General features: G+C 41.3%; 11 protein-coding genes. 4 read left to right on the forward strand and 7 right to left on the reverse strand.

The window, feature by feature from the left end; genetic code table 11:
* Positions 1-73: 73 nt before the first annotated feature.
* Entirely contained in the window at positions 74-4,288 is a 4,215-nt protein-coding gene (locus FLJC2902T_RS01460; RefSeq protein ID WP_023578009.1) for a T9SS type B sorting domain-containing protein, read from the forward strand.
* A gap of 114 nt (positions 4,289-4,402) precedes the next feature.
* A complete protein-coding gene (gene thiL, locus FLJC2902T_RS01465) occupies positions 4,403-5,449 on the forward strand; it encodes a thiamine-phosphate kinase (protein WP_023578010.1) in 1,047 nt (348 codons plus the stop codon).
* A 104-nt stretch (positions 5,450-5,553) separates the two neighbouring features.
* Here thiL and FLJC2902T_RS01470 read toward each other — a convergent pair whose 3' ends face one another.
* Both FLJC2902T_RS01470 and FLJC2902T_RS01475 read right to left on the reverse strand, forming a co-directional pair.
* On the reverse strand, positions 5,554-7,095 hold the full coding sequence (locus tag FLJC2902T_RS01470; protein ID WP_023578011.1) for a glycine--tRNA ligase: 1,542 nt from the start codon (positions 7,093-7,095) through the stop codon (positions 5,554-5,556).
* A 66-nt stretch (positions 7,096-7,161) separates the two neighbouring features.
* Complete coding sequence (locus FLJC2902T_RS01475) at positions 7,162-7,836, reverse strand: hypothetical protein (protein ID WP_155958838.1); 675 nt, start codon at positions 7,834-7,836, stop codon at positions 7,162-7,164.
* Positions 7,837-7,899: 63 nt separating this feature from the next.
* On the opposite strand from FLJC2902T_RS01475, the gene FLJC2902T_RS01480 reads away from it, so the two are divergent.
* Positions 7,900-8,583 (forward strand): ComF family protein, encoded by a 684-nt coding sequence (locus FLJC2902T_RS01480; RefSeq protein WP_035676638.1) that lies wholly within the window; start codon positions 7,900-7,902, stop codon positions 8,581-8,583.
* A gap of 67 nt (positions 8,584-8,650) precedes the next feature.
* Complete coding sequence (locus FLJC2902T_RS01485) at positions 8,651-10,270, forward strand: Ig-like domain-containing protein (RefSeq protein WP_023578014.1); 1,620 nt, start codon at positions 8,651-8,653, stop codon at positions 10,268-10,270.
* On the opposite strand, the gene FLJC2902T_RS01490 is transcribed toward FLJC2902T_RS01485, so the two are convergent.
* The 5 genes from FLJC2902T_RS01490 to FLJC2902T_RS01510 all read right to left on the reverse strand — a co-directional run bounded on the left by FLJC2902T_RS01490 (position 10,254) and on the right by FLJC2902T_RS01510 (position 15,327).
* A complete protein-coding gene (locus tag FLJC2902T_RS01490; RefSeq protein ID WP_035676644.1) occupies positions 10,254-11,021 on the reverse strand; it encodes an amidohydrolase in 768 nt (255 codons plus the stop codon). The genes FLJC2902T_RS01485 and FLJC2902T_RS01490 overlap by 17 nt on opposite strands.
* Before the next feature lie 86 nt (positions 11,022-11,107).
* Entirely contained in the window at positions 11,108-11,665 is a 558-nt protein-coding gene (locus FLJC2902T_RS01495) for a hypothetical protein (RefSeq protein ID WP_023578016.1), read from the reverse strand.
* A gap of 10 nt (positions 11,666-11,675) precedes the next feature.
* Entirely contained in the window at positions 11,676-12,437 is a 762-nt protein-coding gene (locus tag FLJC2902T_RS01500; RefSeq protein ID WP_035676647.1) for a succinate dehydrogenase/fumarate reductase iron-sulfur subunit, read from the reverse strand.
* 7 nt (positions 12,438-12,444) lie between these two features.
* A complete protein-coding gene (locus FLJC2902T_RS01505) occupies positions 12,445-14,454 on the reverse strand; it encodes a fumarate reductase/succinate dehydrogenase flavoprotein subunit (protein WP_023578018.1) in 2,010 nt (669 codons plus the stop codon).
* A 15-nt stretch (positions 14,455-14,469) separates the two neighbouring features.
* A complete protein-coding gene (locus FLJC2902T_RS01510; protein ID WP_023578019.1) occupies positions 14,470-15,327 on the reverse strand; it encodes a succinate dehydrogenase cytochrome b subunit in 858 nt (285 codons plus the stop codon).
* Positions 15,328-15,329: the final 2 nt, after the last annotated feature.

A 15,329-nucleotide genomic window follows, 5' to 3' on the forward strand; every position in this document is an offset into this window, starting at 1 on the left:
GTACACCGGTTAACCGTACACATCTCGAAAATATTTGTAATTTTAATACCCCCAAATACCCTAAATTGTATAGATGAAAAAATTCCTATCAATAGCATTTATTTTGCTTTGCGCCAGTTCTTATTCGCAAACGATAACAGTTGACGACACCTCAAATACCCCTACAGATTTAGTTAATTTATTACTGGGAAATTCGTGCGTTACCGTTTCGAATATCTCGTCTTCATCGGCGCAATCTGTTGCCTATTTTAATCAGAACGGCTCGTCTTTTCCAATCAGCGAAGGGATAATTATCCGAAACGGGATTGCTACGAACACTCAGGGATCATACACCGGATTAAACATGAGTACCAATGCCGTCGGTGGAGGAAACGATGCTTTTCTGCAAAATCTGAGTAATGTCAGTAGTGGTCAAAATACCGCGCTGGTAGATTTGGCCTTTTTACAGTTTGATTTTGTTCCCGTATCCAGTTCGTTCAGTTTCAATTTTCTTTTTGCTTCTAACGAATACGGTCAGTTTCAATGCCTTTCCAATGATATTTTCGCTTTTGAATTAACCGACCTCACCACAAACATCACCACCAATCTGGCGGTAGTTCCGGGGACTTCCAATCCGGTAACGGTGAAAAACATCAAAAACTCCTTATACAACAATACCTGCAGCTCCACCAACCCGAATCTTTTCGGGGTATATAATGTGAATAATCCCGCTGCATCCACACTGAATATGAGAGGTCATACCGTGGCTCTGAATGCTGCTTCTGCCGTTCTACCCAACAATCCGTACCGTTTAAAACTTATCATTGGTGATTATGGTGATTATGAGTATGATTCGGCTGTATTTATCGCTGCCGGAAGTTTCGAAAACACGTTCGACTTGGGCGCTGACCGTTCCATCTGCACCGGAGATTCTTACGTCGTGGACACCAATTTGGACAACTCTTATACTTATGTATGGCTTTTAAACGGATCTCCAATCGCTGGGGAAACGAATCCTGCATACACGGTTACGCAACCCGGCACTTATACCGTTGAAATCCGAAAAGGATCTTGTTTTTTAACAGACACAATTATTTTCAATCCGTTATCTGTTACCGCTCCGGTAAATCTTCAAACCTGTGATACGGGAAGCGCTACCTATACTTTTGATTTAACCACCAATAGTGAATCGCAATTGGGGATTGACACGAACATCTATGATGTTTTCTATTATGAATCTTTAGCGGATATTGCCTCGAATTCCCCTATCCCGAATGGAAATTTAGCTTCGTACAACAGCATTGGAGGACAAACCATCTACATTAAAGTTTTCAACACGGTTAGTGGTAACTTCTGTGATGCGGTATATCCTTTCAATCTGATTGTAACCAATCCGGTAGTTGCCGGTACCGGTATTAATATCAGCATCTGTGACAGCACAACAGGACAAAATTACAATCTACCAAACATTAATCCGGAAGTGCTTGACGGCTTGCCTTTTCCCGACTACACCATAACCTATTATAACTCACAAGCCGATGCGCAACAGGGAATAAACAGTATCGGAACTTCCATCAATATTCCGGCAGGCACAACATCCGTAACGGTTTGGGCGCTATTGCAGGACAACTCGAATTTGAATTGTTTTGATGTAACCAGCGCCGTTATTACTATCAATCTGCTTCCTGTTGTTGATACCATTACACCCAATCCGATAGAATGCAGCAGTTACACATTACCTGTACTCACAAACGGAACGTATTATGAAGGCCCTAACGCAACAGGGAATCAGATGAATGCCGGAGATATCATAGACGAATCTGGAACCTACTACATTTTTGTCGGACCGGACGCCAATGGATGTACCAATGAAAGCACTTTCAATCTTCATTTGGTGGATGAATACGAACCTATTTTAGACAACTGCGGAAGTTTTACAGTTCCGGTACCCGCTTATAATATCGGAGCATTTTACACGGCTCCCGGAGGGCCTACAGGCACGGGAACACTTATACCGGCAGGCACTGTTTATTCAAATACAACCCAGGCCACGATAACTCAGAATATTTATTATCATGCCGAAGTTAACAACCTCCCTTGTGTGGACCGTTTGTTTACGATAAACATCCACCCGTTGCCACTTCTGGATGACCCTGCCGATGTGACAACCTGCAACTCATACACACTCCCGGCTATTACTAATGGCTCTTATTACACCTTGTCTGGAGGACCTTCTACTTTAGGACAAATCACCCTTAATCCAGGGGATGCGATAACCAGTTCGCAAACCGTATACGTGTACAATCAGCTGGCCCATACCGATACAAATAGTAACATCGGTTATTGCTCGCTGGAAAACCAGTTTGTCGTAAACATTGTTGACTCATCACTTTTTGTACCCGTTTCCATCTGCGGTAGCTATACGCTGCCCCCGATACCATTTGGAAATTATTATACCGCCCCGATGGGAGGAGGTTCCATCGTGAACCCGAATATTCCGATAACCACTTCACAAGTTGTATATTACTATGCCAATACAACGACACTGCCAAATTGTACAAACAATTTAAATTACAACATTACCATCCATCCGCTGCCTCTTGTAGACACAGTTGCCAGCGGAACACATTGTGGTGAATTTATTTTTCCGAACCTGACAAACGGTTCTTACTACACATTACCAGGAGGACCTACAACACCGGGACAAATACCCCTTTCGGCAGGTGCTATTATAGATTTATCAGGAGTGAATTTAAGTCCGGGAACCTATTACATCTACAACGGACCCGATGGGAATCGCTGTGCGAATGAATCCAGTTTTACAATCAACCTAAATCCATACCCGGTAACCGATGATCCGATAAATACGATTCAGTGTTCGCCGTATTCCATTCCAACCCCTGTCAACGGAGCCGTGTATACTGCCCCGGGCGGACCGAATGGAACCGGAACCCTTGTAAACCCATCGGATGTATTCAGTACGGACAACACTTTTTACATGTATAACGTGGATTCCGCTACCGGCTGCGTGTATGACAAACCTTTTGAAGTGTACTTCAACGGTATCGATTTACCCGATTATAACAATGTGAACGAATGCGACAGCTATAGCCTGCCGGTATTGACACACCTTCCGCCGGAGCCATCCAACAATTATACGATCGGTTATTTTTCAAACCCGAACGGCGTGAATCCTATTCCCAACGGAACAACCTTCACTTCTGCCAATACCCCAGCCACAGTGTATGTTTATGCGGTCAACTCCGGACGTTTCGGCATCACTTGTATTGAAGAAAAAACCTTTACCATAACCGTTTCAGACACTCCCGTACTGCCTCCAATGGTATTTGACACCGCAGAATGTGGCAGCTACACTTTACCTGCATTACCTGTAGTGAATTACACTATTAATTATTATTCACAACAAGGGGGTGTCGGACTTATCTCGCCGGCCGATTACACATACGCAACTCCGGGCACGTACACCGTTTATGTATATGCAACAGCTGTCAATAACGCAAATTGTAATGATGAAACGCAATTTACCTTTACAGTTCATCCGTTATTGAATATTGATTTCCCCGACGGAATTATCTGCGTGGACCCGACAACAAATGCAACTCTTCGACCTTACCTCATAAGAACCGGACTCAATCCGGCCATTTACAGGGTAGATTGGTATTTGGGAGCAACACTTATGGGAACAGGTCCGAATTATATGGCTACTCAGGAAGGAACCTATGATGTCCGGTTTACAAAACTCACTCCCGATGTTGGAGCTAACTGTAACTACAAAGACACCCAGGTCGTGATTACCAAATCCAGTGCCGCGCTGGCGACAATTACTTTGAGTGGTGCTTTCGAAGATGACATCGACATAACGGTCAATATAAATGGCGGTTATGGCGAATACGAATTCCAACTGGACAACGGACCGTTTCAGATGAGCAACACCTTTCACAATGTTGCTTCCGGTGACCATACGATAACTATTCGGGACACAAAAGCAGGGTGCTCCAATGTTGTCTTAACAACTACTGTTTTACGCTACCCGAATTTCTTTACTCCCAACGGAGACGGAATCAATGACTACTGGAACATTACCGATTTAAAGGACCAGCCCGATGCCATAATCAACATTTATGACCGTTATGGCAAATTATTGAAGCAAATGAGTCCGACTGATCCGGGATGGGATGGAACCTTTAATAGTCATCCGCTTCCTTCCACCGATTACTGGTTTCAGGTGTTTTACAGACTAAACAATGACAGTCGGGAATTTAAGGCCCACTTCAGCATGAAACGATAAACTAAAACCCGATTGCGAAAGTAGTCGGGTTTTTTGTTTGGAATAATCCTTTGCAACTTTGTGCTTTTACAACTCAGCAACTTTGTACCTTTGCAACTCAGCAACTTTAGAAAAATGATTGAAGATAAAAACCAACCCCGAACCAGTATCGCACAATTAGGCGAATTCGGTTTGATAGACCATTTAACCAAACAGTTTGAAATTGCACAGCCAACCACCATCAAAGGAATTGGTGATGACGCGGCCGTTTTGGATTTCAAGGACAAGAAAACCATTGTTTCCACCGATTTATTAATTGAAGGAGTGCATTTTGATCTGTCGTACATGCCCTTAAAACATTTGGGATATAAAGCGGTTGCGGCGAATGTTTCCGATATCTGCGCAATGAATGCAAAAGCAACGCAGATTACGGTTTCTATTGCCGTATCCAATCGTTTTCCGTTGGAAGCTTTAGAAGAACTTTTTGCTGGAATTGCCATAGCCTCTAAAACTTACGGTGTGGATGTTGTTGGTGGCGACACCACTTCTTCCCAGAAAGGATTGATTCTTTCCATTACCGCTCTTGGTGAAGCCAATGAAGACGAAATCGTGTACCGAAGCGGTGCCGGAGAAACTGACTTATTGGTGGTTTCCGGTGATATCGGAGCAGCTTATATGGGATTACAGGTTTTGGAACGCGAGAAACAAGTATTCTTGGTAAATCCGAACAATCAACCCGATCTGGATAATTACACTTATCTGATAGAGCGCCAGTTAAAACCGGAAGCCCGCGTAGATGTACGTGAACTTCTGGAAAAACTGGAAATAAAACCGACCTCAATGATTGACATTTCCGACGGCTTGTCTTCGGAGATTATGCATTTGTGCAAACAGTCGGAAGTAGGCTGTAATTTATATGAAGATAAATTGCCGCTGGATCCACAGTTTATCAATGTATGTGAGGAGTTCAATATCGACAGCACAACGGTAGCCATTAACGGCGGTGAAGACTATGAATTGTTGTTTACCATAAAAATGGAAGACTTCGACAAAATTAAAGGAAATCCGAATTTCTCGATCATTGGTCACATGACGCAAGAAAGCGAAGGCATTCACCTGGTAACCAGGGCTAATACGAAAATCGAACTGAAAGCGAGGGGCTGGGATGCCATGACGGAGTAAAATTCCAATCCAAAAACTTTCAGGATCAAATTCAAAAAACAATAAAAAATCCCAAACTCCTATATTGGAATTTGGGATTTTTATATTTGATATTTTAAAGATACTTACATCTTCATCAACCAGTTTCTCATGGAAACCTCATTGTTGATAATACCTCTTAATGCTTCAATTTTAACTCGGTCTTGTTGCATGGAGTCTCTGTGACGGATGGTAACCGTTTGGTCTTCCAACGTTTGGTGATCCACCGTAATACAGAAAGGGGTACCAAGTGCATCCTGTCTTCTGTAACGACGCCCTACCGCATCTTTTTCGTCATAAGCTACATTGAAATCCCATTTCAAATCTTCGATGATTTGTCTGGCGATTTCCGGTAAACCGTCTTTTTTCACCAATGGTAAAACGGCGGCTTTGGTTGGCGCCAATACCGAAGGCAATCGCAATACCGTTCTTACAGAACCGTCTTCCAGCGTTTCTTCTTTCAAAGAGTTGGAGAAAACCGCAAGGAACATACGATCCAAACCTACCGAAGTTTCCACCACATACGGGGTGTAATTCTGGTTCAATTCGGTATCGAAATACTGCATTTTTTTACCAGAGAACTGTTCGTGTGCTTTCAGATCGAAATCGGTACGCGAATGGATTCCTTCCAGTTCTTTAAATCCGAACGGGAAGTTGAATTCGATATCGGCAGCAGCGTTGGCATAATGTGCTAACTTCTCATGATCGTGGAAACGGTAATTTTCCTTTCCTAAACCAAGCGACAAATGCCAGTTCAATCGCGTTGCTTTCCAATACTCGTAATATTTCATTTCCTCGCCCGGACGCACGAAAAACTGCATTTCCATTTGTTCGAATTCACGCATACGGAAGATAAACTGACGCGCAACAATTTCGTTACGGAAAGCTTTTCCGGTTTGTGCGATTCCGAACGGGATCTTCATACGACCAGTCTTTTGTACGTTCAGGAAGTTCACAAAAATTCCCTGAGCCGTTTCCGGACGCAAATACAAATCCATTGCCGAATCTGCGGAAGCGCCTAATTTGGTCCCGAACATCAAATTGAACTGACGTACTTCGGTCCAGTTTCTTGAACCGGTTTCCGGATCGGCGATTTCCAATTCTTCAATTAACGCTTTCACGTCGGCCAGATTTTCCGTTTCCAGCGAACGGGCCATACGCTCCAGAATTTCTTTTTTCTTACCAAGATATTCCATCACACGCGCGTTGGTGGTAATGAATTCCTGTTCGTTGAAAGCCTCACCAAAACGGGTTCTTGCTTTCTCGATTTCTTTTTGGGCCTTCTGGTTTAATTTTTCGGCATAATCCTCAATTAAAACGTCGGCGCGGTATCTTTTTTTGGAATCTTTGTTGTCAATCAACGGGTCATTGAACGCATCCACGTGTCCGGAAGCTTTCCAGGTAGTCGGGTGCATGAAAATCGCCGAATCAATCCCAACGATATTTTCGTGCATCTGCACCATAGATTTCCACCAATAGTCCCTGATGTTTTTCTTTAGTTCCACTCCGTTCTGAGCATAGTCGTACACTGCACTCAACCCATCGTAAATTTCGCTCGACTGGAAAATAAATCCATATTCTTTTGCGTGCGAAACCACATTCTTAAATAAGTCTTCTTGTTTTGCCATAGTGACGCAAAAATATAAAAATAGGTCGGGAAAAAATAGTCTGAAAACTATCTTTTTGGAAGATTTTTAATTGACTCTGAAATTGGTGGAACCGATAACTTCCCCATTGTGAACAAGATTGATTTTATAATCCCCAACAATCAGTTGGTGCTGGTACAGATCAATAAATACACAAGCATCAGTATTGAGTCGGTCATAGTAGACTTCTTTGACCAATTGGGTCTCTGATTTACCTTTTAAGGCGAGCAGACGTTTTTTAGGATTGATTATCTGTATAGCGATTTCCTTGTTTCCCGATTCAAGATCCCTGTTTTCTTCCAAAGTGAAACGGATACGTACCTGATCAATTTTTGAGGATACGCAGGTCTCAACAACATCTCGTGAAATTAACCGCACACCACGTGCGTTGATATTACAGGCAGAAAGTTTTTTCTCGACCTCCTTTGCTGTTGTATTTTTACCTTTTCTGAAGTTTAGTTGACCTGAAGGAGCAACTTTACGAACTGTAGCAGATTTCTTTACAAGTGAAACCCCATCGCTATAATTTCTGTTAACGGAATCATATCTTTTCAATATCTCAGAAATCTGATTCTGATGTATTGATTTCTCCAAAGTTATTTTATCTTTGAGTTCATTATTTTTTACAGAAAAATCATACAGTTTGAAAGAAACTATAATCAATCCTATGGTGAGCATCCCAACCCCCGAAGCGGTTAAGTATAGTAATTTATTTTGCGGCATTTTATCAAAAAATAATGTCGAAGCTACCATTATTCCCATTAACTAACCAAAAAAATCGACGAAATGATAAAAAACCTGGTCAACTTACTCTTTCCCTCAATTTGTCATGGTTGCAACACCCCTTTGTTAACCAACGAAGAAGTGATTTGCTCCGCATGTCGTCACGATTTACCCTTTACAAATCACCATTCTGTTAAGAACAACGAGACCTTTAAAAAATTTTACGGAAGACTTCCTGTCGAACACGCTTCTTCCATTGTCTATTTTCATAAAAAAGGAATCGTACAACAACTCATCCACAACTTAAAATATAAAGGTGCCGAGGAAATAGGAACGCTTTTCGGAAATCTGTATTACACGGAATTAAATGAAATTCATTTGGCGGAAAAGTTTGATGCGGTGATTCCGGTACCGTTACACAAAAAAAGACTTCGGGAAAGAGGATATAATCAGGCAACACCATTCGGAACCACTTTAGCCAAAGGACTTAACATCCCTTTTAACGACACGCTGCTGATCCGAAAACACTATTCCAAGACACAAACCAAAAAAAATCTTTTGGGGCGAACCGAAATAGACACTACTCTGTTTGAAGCCAATTTCTCTGAAAACGATTGCGGAAAACATTTTTTACTGGTTGACGACGTCATTACAAGCGGCGCCACATTGGAAGCCTGCGGAAAAGCACTTTTAAAAATCCCGAATGCAAAAGTAAGCATCATCACCATTGCCTTTGCCCATTCATAATTTTACAGAAAACATTTCGTTTCCTCTAAATATAATTGTTATTTTGTGCTGTTAAATGCAATTCAGAATGTTGAAATCAAAGTACATACTATTTTTTATCTTTTTTTCCATCAGTGTCATTCTTTCCGCTTTGGCGACAGGATGCGCAAAAAGAGGCACGGTTACCGGTGGCGGAAAAGACACCATTCCACCTGTGATTGTAAGCAGTTCGCCGAAAAATTTCAGCACGGACTTCAAAGGTGATTTTATCAAGATCAACTTTAACGAATACATCAAGATAAAAGATATCAACAAACAACTGATTATTTCGCCACCCATGAAAAATGCTCCGGTAATTGTCCCGATGGGGAATGCGAGCAAATTCATCACCATAAAAATATTGGACACTTTACAGTCCAACACCACTTACAGTTTTAATTTCGGACAGAGCATTACTGACAATAACGAGGGGAATCCGTATTCACAATTCAAATATGTTTTTTCAACGGGCAGTTATATCGATTCATTGAAATTGGGCGGAACCATCAAAGATGCCTATTCAAAAAAGCCGGATCATTTCGTAAGTGTAATGCTTTACGATGCAGTAACGTATACCGATTCCACCGTTTATAAAAAACAACCTCTTTATGTTACCAATACGCTTGACAGTTTAAAAGCCTACGTACTGGAAAACATGAAACCTGGAAAATACCGTCTGATAGCGCTAAAAGACGAAAACAACAACTACAAATTTGACCCAAAAGACGACAAAATAGGTTTTCTGAAACAGGAAATCACCCTTCCCACCGACACTTTGTATCAGGTTGAATTATTTAAAGAAAAGCCAGTTTTTAAAGCCTACAAACCTTCGCAGGCCAGCGCCGACAAATTAGTCATGGGATACGAAGGAAATCCGAAAAACACTAAGGTAACCGTGCGCAACGGAAACCAAATTATTGATTCGAGACTCACCCGATTTCCCGGGAAAGACTCACTTAATATCTGGATTCCGAAACTGAAAGCGGATTCCCTTCAGATAAGTGTTACCAACGACAATTACAGCAAAACCTTCACTTCCAGAATCAAGGAAATGAAAACCCGTGATACTTTAGCCATCAACACCAAACAAAAAGGTATTTTACACTTCAGGGAAACTTTTGCCCTAACCACAACGTTACCCATATCCAAAATAGACCCTTCCAAAATTGCAATAACCAAAAAGGATTCGACCAAAGTTGACTTTACCACGGAATATAAGGAAATGGACCAGGAAATCACAATTGATTTCAAGAAGGAAGAAAACCAGAAATACGACATCCGATTATTCCCTGGCGCCTTAAAAGATTTTTACGACAAGGAAAATGACTCATTACAATTTTCCATAAGCACTAAAAATTTAACCGATTATGGTAATTTCAGACTTAATTTACAGAATGTGAATCGGTTTCCCATTATCGTGGAATTGTTGGACAGCAAGGAAAATGTTCTCGCTTCAGCTTATTCCGAAAAGGAAACCGTGTTGAATTTTGAATCTTTGGAACCGAACAAATACACGCTTCGCATCATCTACGACGATAACAAGGACAGAGAATGGACTACGGGCAGCTTTCTTGAAAAACGACAGGCTGAAGAAGTCGTTCATTTTCCTGTGGTATTGGGTGTGAATGCCAATTGGGATGTCGATGAAACTTTTACTCTGACAAAGTAAACCTGTCACGATCGCGAAGGAATCCGAATTTATTCCGGTTGGCCAGCATCAGTTCTTTATCTAATCGAACTGAAAAAACCATTTCTTTTTCCGAAGGTTCCACCATAAAAGCCCCGAAATAATCCAAAATTTGGGAATGACCGGGATAATTGTTGTCATTTTCATCTTCCCCTACGCGATTAACCCCCACCACATACGTCATATTTTCGATTGCACGGGCTTTTAACAGGGTATCCCAGGCAATGATTCTGGGTTGCGGCCAGTTAGCCACATAAATCAGTAAATCGTAATCGTCGTCAAATCGTGAAAAAACAGGAAAGCGCAAATCATAACAAATTAACGGACAAATGCGCCATCCAAGATAATTGATAATCTTTTTATCATTTCCTTTAGTATAGGTCTTATCTTCTCCGGCCAATGAAAACAGATGACGTTTATCGTAATACTCGATTTCACCAGTTGGAAATACAAATAACAATCGGTTATAGTAGTTATCGTCTTCACGGATAATGATGCTCCCGGTAATTGCAATATTCCTGTTCATGGCTGTAGCCTTCATCCAGCGGATCGTTTCACCGTCCATGTCTTCCGCAACCTCGTGCGGATTCATTGTAAATCCGGACGTAAACATTTCCGGCAGAACAACCAATAACGTTTCTTCGGGAATGACTTGAATCTTGGCGGAGAAATAATTACGGTTGACCTCCGGGTTTTCCCAAAAAAGAGGTGCCTGAATGATAGAAATTTGCATAACGAAACTTTTTATTAAATATAGGAAAAACAAAAAACGCATCCAAATTTAGATGCGTTTTGATTTTTATTCTTTAAATCCCATTGCTATTCAGCAAGGAGGATATAATTAAAAGACCCTGAAACAAAGTGTGTTTGATCAGATGATACTCCGTCATTGGTTGTAAACTCAAAAGTCCCTTTCAATCTGTTAGTAGTGACATCCCAACTCTCGACGATAATTGTACCGCCGGCAGTCTCTTCATCTTCACCCTCACCGGCTGATTCTGAAGTGATTTCCAAATCGGCAAAATATCCGTCAGGCAATTGGTTGCCGGTAAAATTATAGGTTCCGGCAGCAATACCGATTTTCGGAATTGCCAATCGGATATAATAATCATGTGCTACAATTGGTTCTCTGGAAGTTATTGTACCAACCACATTTACCACCTTATACCCTTCCAACAGATGAAAATCTGAGCCAAACATCCCTCCGGACGGATCGCTCAGATTTCCTCCAACTTCAGGCTGCATTGAAAAAGTCTGTCCATCAACTGTAGCAACCATTGGAGATGTTGTAGGATTCCCCCCAGCAGGAGAATCATCATCGGAACTGCAGGAAACTGCAAACACAGCCGCAAACAGTAATGCCGTAAACTTTTTCATAATCAGATTTTTATTTTAAACTCGCTTTTAAGTACTCTCTGTTCATACGGGCGATGTTTTCCAAAGAAATTCCTTTCGGACATTCGATTTCACAAGCACCTGTATTGGTACAGTTACCGAATCCTTCTTCGTCCATCTGACGTACCATATTCATTACTCGTTGTGTTGCTTCCACTTTACCTTGTGGCAATAAGGCATACTGCGATACTTTAGCTCCCACGAATAACATCGCAGATCCGTTTTTACACGTAGCCACACAAGCACCACAACCGATACATGCAGCAGCCTCGAAAGATCTGTCCGCATCGTGTTTCGGAACCGGAATCGCATTGGCATCAATAGTATTTCCGGATGTATTTACCGAAACGAAACCACCAGCCTGCTGGATTCTGTCGAAAGCAGTTCTGTCTACCACTAAATCTTTAATTACCGGAAACGCTTTACTTCTCCATGGCTCGATATAAATCGTATCACCATCGTTAAACATTCTCATGTGTAACTGACAGGTTGTAATTCCAGTATCCGGTCCGTGCGCACGTCCGTTGATGTATAAAGAACACATTCCGCAAATACCTTCACGACAATCGTGATCAAAGGCAACCGGCTCTTTTCTTTCGTTAATTAATTGCTCGTTTAATTGGTCTAACATTTCCAAAAACGAACTTGCAGTAGAAACATTATCTAACTTATAAGATTCCATGCTACCTTTTGATTTAACGTTTTTCTGACGCCAAATTTTAAGGTTTATATTTATATTTTTTGCTGCACTCATAATTTTTCTATTTGTAATTTCTAGCTGCAATTTTAATTTCTTCGTATTTCAATTCTTCTTTGTGAAGTTCTTCTTTGCTGATATCATCGCCTTTGTATTCCCAAGCACCAACAAATTTGAAGTTTTCGTCATCACGTAACGTTTCTCCTTCAGCATCCTGGTATTCTTCACGGAAGTGACCTCCACAAGATTCTTTACGTTGTAAAGCATCCATTGCCATTAATTGACCTAATTCGATAAAGTCAGCCACTCTTAATACTTTTTCCAATTCCGTATTAAATTCGTCTGCACTACCAGGTACATAAACATCTTTGTAGAAATCTTCTTTTAACTGAGCGATTTCGGTAATAGCCTCTTTTAATTGCGCTTCATTACGTCCCATTCCCACTTTATTCCACATAATCAAACCTAATTTCTTATGGAAATAGTCTACCGATTTCGTACCGTTATTGTTTAGGAATTTGTTGATAGAATCTTTAACTCTTGCTTCTGCTTCTAAGAATTCCGGAGAATCTGTTGAAATTTTTCCTGTTCTGATTTCGTCAGCTAAATAGTTAGAGATCGTGTAAGGCAATACGAAATAACCATCCGCCAAACCTTGCATTAAAGCCGATGCCCCAAGACGGTTCGCTCCGTGGTCAGAGAAGTTGGCTTCACCTGCTACGAAACAACCCGGAATAGTTGATTGTAAGTTATAATCCACCCATACACCACCCATAGTGTAATGTACCGCCGGATAAATTTTCATCGGAGTCTCGTATGGATTCTCGTCAGTAATTTTCTGGTACATGGTAAACAAGTTTCCGTATTTTTCTTCCAACCACTGTTTTCCTAAAGCCGTGATTTCTTCGGCAGAAGGGTTGTGGTTTCCTTTGGCATACGCCGCTTGTTTCCCTTTATTTTGGATTTCGGTAGAGAAATCTAAGTAAACCCCCTCATTGGTATCATTAGCTTCGATTCCGTAACCGGCATCACAACGCTCTTTTGCAGCTCTGGAAGCTACGTCACGAGGTACTAAGTTACCAAACGCAGGATATCTTCTCTCTAAGTAGTAATCTCTGTCTTCTTCCGCAATTTGTGTTGGTTTTAATTTCCCGGCACGAATAGCTTCTGCATCTTCTTTTTTCTTTGGAACCCAAATACGACCCGAGTTACGTAACGATTCAGACATCAAGGTTAATTTTGACTGATTCGTTCCGTGAACCGGAATACAAGTTGGGTGAATCTGCACATAACATGGATTAGCAAATAACGCCCCTTGTTTGTGGATTTTCCATCCTGCAGTTACGTTACTTCCCATTGCATTGGTAGACAAGAAATACACATTTCCGTATCCTCCGGTTGCAATAACAACAGCATGAGCTGAATGTCTCTGGATTTCACCACTGATTAAATCACGAGCGATAATTCCACGCGCTTTTCCATCTACCTTAACGATATCCAACATTTCGTGACGGTTGTACATTTGCACACGTCCTAATCCGATTTGTCTTGATAAAGCCGAATACGCTCCTAATAATAATTGTTGTCCTGTTTGTCCGGCAGCATAGAATGTACGTTGTACCTGTGTTCCACCGAACGAGCGGTTGTCTAACATTCCGCCATATTCGCGGGCAAAAGGAACACCTTGCGCCACACATTGGTCGATGATATTTCCTGACACTTCCGCTAAACGGTGAACGTTTGCTTCACGCGCACGGTAGTCACCACCTTTAATAGTATCATAGAAAAGACGGTAAACACTGTCCCCGTCATTTTGGTAATTTTTAGCAGCATTTACTCCACCTTGAGCCGCAATAGAGTGCGCACGACGAGGAGAATCCTGAAAACAGAATGCTTTTACATTGTATCCCATTTCCCCAAGAGCAGCAGCAGCCGAAGCTCCGGCCAAACCAGTTCCTACTACAATAATATCGATTTTTGGTCTATTGTTAGGAGCAACTAATTTCAGGTGATTTTTATGATTGGTCCATTTTTGGGCGAGTGCCCCTTCTGGTATTTTAGAATCTAACTTCATATATTTTGATGTTGATTATTTAACAAAGTGAATGTAAACCGGAATGATCGCAAACAATAAAGGAACGATGATTGCAAATAATTTTCCGAAAGTCTTAATAGCCGGAGTGAACTTGTTGTTTACCCCCAACGATTGGAATGCACTTTGGAATCCGTGTAATAAATGGAATGCCAAAACACCCATTGCCAATACGTACAGAATAGTTGCAAGCAAACCTGTTTTTGGATTTTGGAAGAATGCAAAAGTGATTTTGTGCAAATCTTTAAACAACTCTCCAATTTTCACATTAGCCTGAGCGTTGTAAATATCGGTTCCGTTTTTGATTACCATTGGCTTTGGCATCATTGGATTCGCAGGTTCTGTCGCCAATTGAATCTGATCTGCCGGATAAAATTGCCCAACTTCTCTTCCCAAATACACTTCTTGCTTCATTCCCTGAGCTTCAACGGTTTGCTTCATCAAAGGCATGTTTTTATCAAAATGCATTACCGCCCAGAAGTTAACCATGTGCGTAACAATGAAAACCAAAATCAAAGTTCCCAAAACCGCCATGTTTCTGGATGCTAAAGTACTGTTGTTACTCGGATTGTTCATTGCATAAGCTACCGGTCTTGCCTTCTTGTTTTGAATAGTCAACATAATCCCGTCGATAGCGTGGAAAAGAATTGAAAAGTAGGTAACGTAAGATAATAATTTTACCGCCGGATTGGAAGTCATGAATAATGCATACTGATTAAACTGTAATGCATCGCCAAAAATCAATTGAAGATTTCCGGCCAGGTGACCTGCCAAAAACAAGCATAAAAATAAACCCGTAAGAGCCATCCAGTATTTTTTTGCAATGGACGACTTTAAAAGTGCAGATTTTGCCATAG

This window comes from Flavobacterium limnosediminis JC2902 (assembly GCF_000498535.1).
GTDB classification, from domain to species: Bacteria; Bacteroidota; Bacteroidia; order Flavobacteriales; family Flavobacteriaceae; genus Flavobacterium; species Flavobacterium limnosediminis.

What these genes read in the sequence shown, in the direction of transcription:
- FLJC2902T_RS01460 (WP_023578009.1), top strand. Translation starts at nt 74, where the DNA reads ATGAAAAAATTCCTATCAATAGCATTTATTTTGCTTTGCGCCAGTTCT.
- thiL (WP_023578010.1), top strand. Translation starts at nt 4,403, where the DNA reads ATGATTGAAGATAAAAACCAACCCCGAACCAGTATCGCACAATTAGGC.
- FLJC2902T_RS01470 (WP_023578011.1), bottom strand. Translation starts at nt 7,095, where the DNA reads ATGGCAAAACAAGAAGACTTATTTAAGAATGTGGTTTCGCACGCAAAA.
- FLJC2902T_RS01475 (WP_155958838.1), bottom strand. Translation starts at nt 7,836, where the DNA reads ATGCCGCAAAATAAATTACTATACTTAACCGCTTCGGGGGTTGGGATG.
- FLJC2902T_RS01480 (WP_035676638.1), top strand. Translation starts at nt 7,900, where the DNA reads ATGATAAAAAACCTGGTCAACTTACTCTTTCCCTCAATTTGTCATGGT.
- FLJC2902T_RS01485 (WP_023578014.1), top strand. Translation starts at nt 8,651, where the DNA reads ATGTTGAAATCAAAGTACATACTATTTTTTATCTTTTTTTCCATCAGT.
- FLJC2902T_RS01490 (WP_035676644.1), bottom strand. Translation starts at nt 11,021, where the DNA reads ATGCAAATTTCTATCATTCAGGCACCTCTTTTTTGGGAAAACCCGGAG.
- FLJC2902T_RS01495 (WP_023578016.1), bottom strand. Translation starts at nt 11,665, where the DNA reads ATGAAAAAGTTTACGGCATTACTGTTTGCGGCTGTGTTTGCAGTTTCC.
- FLJC2902T_RS01500 (WP_035676647.1), bottom strand. Translation starts at nt 12,437, where the DNA reads ATGAGTGCAGCAAAAAATATAAATATAAACCTTAAAATTTGGCGTCAG.
- FLJC2902T_RS01505 (WP_023578018.1), bottom strand. Translation starts at nt 14,454, where the DNA reads ATGAAGTTAGATTCTAAAATACCAGAAGGGGCACTCGCCCAAAAATGG.
- FLJC2902T_RS01510 (WP_023578019.1), bottom strand. Translation starts at nt 15,327, where the DNA reads ATGGCAAAATCTGCACTTTTAAAGTCGTCCATTGCAAAAAAATACTGG.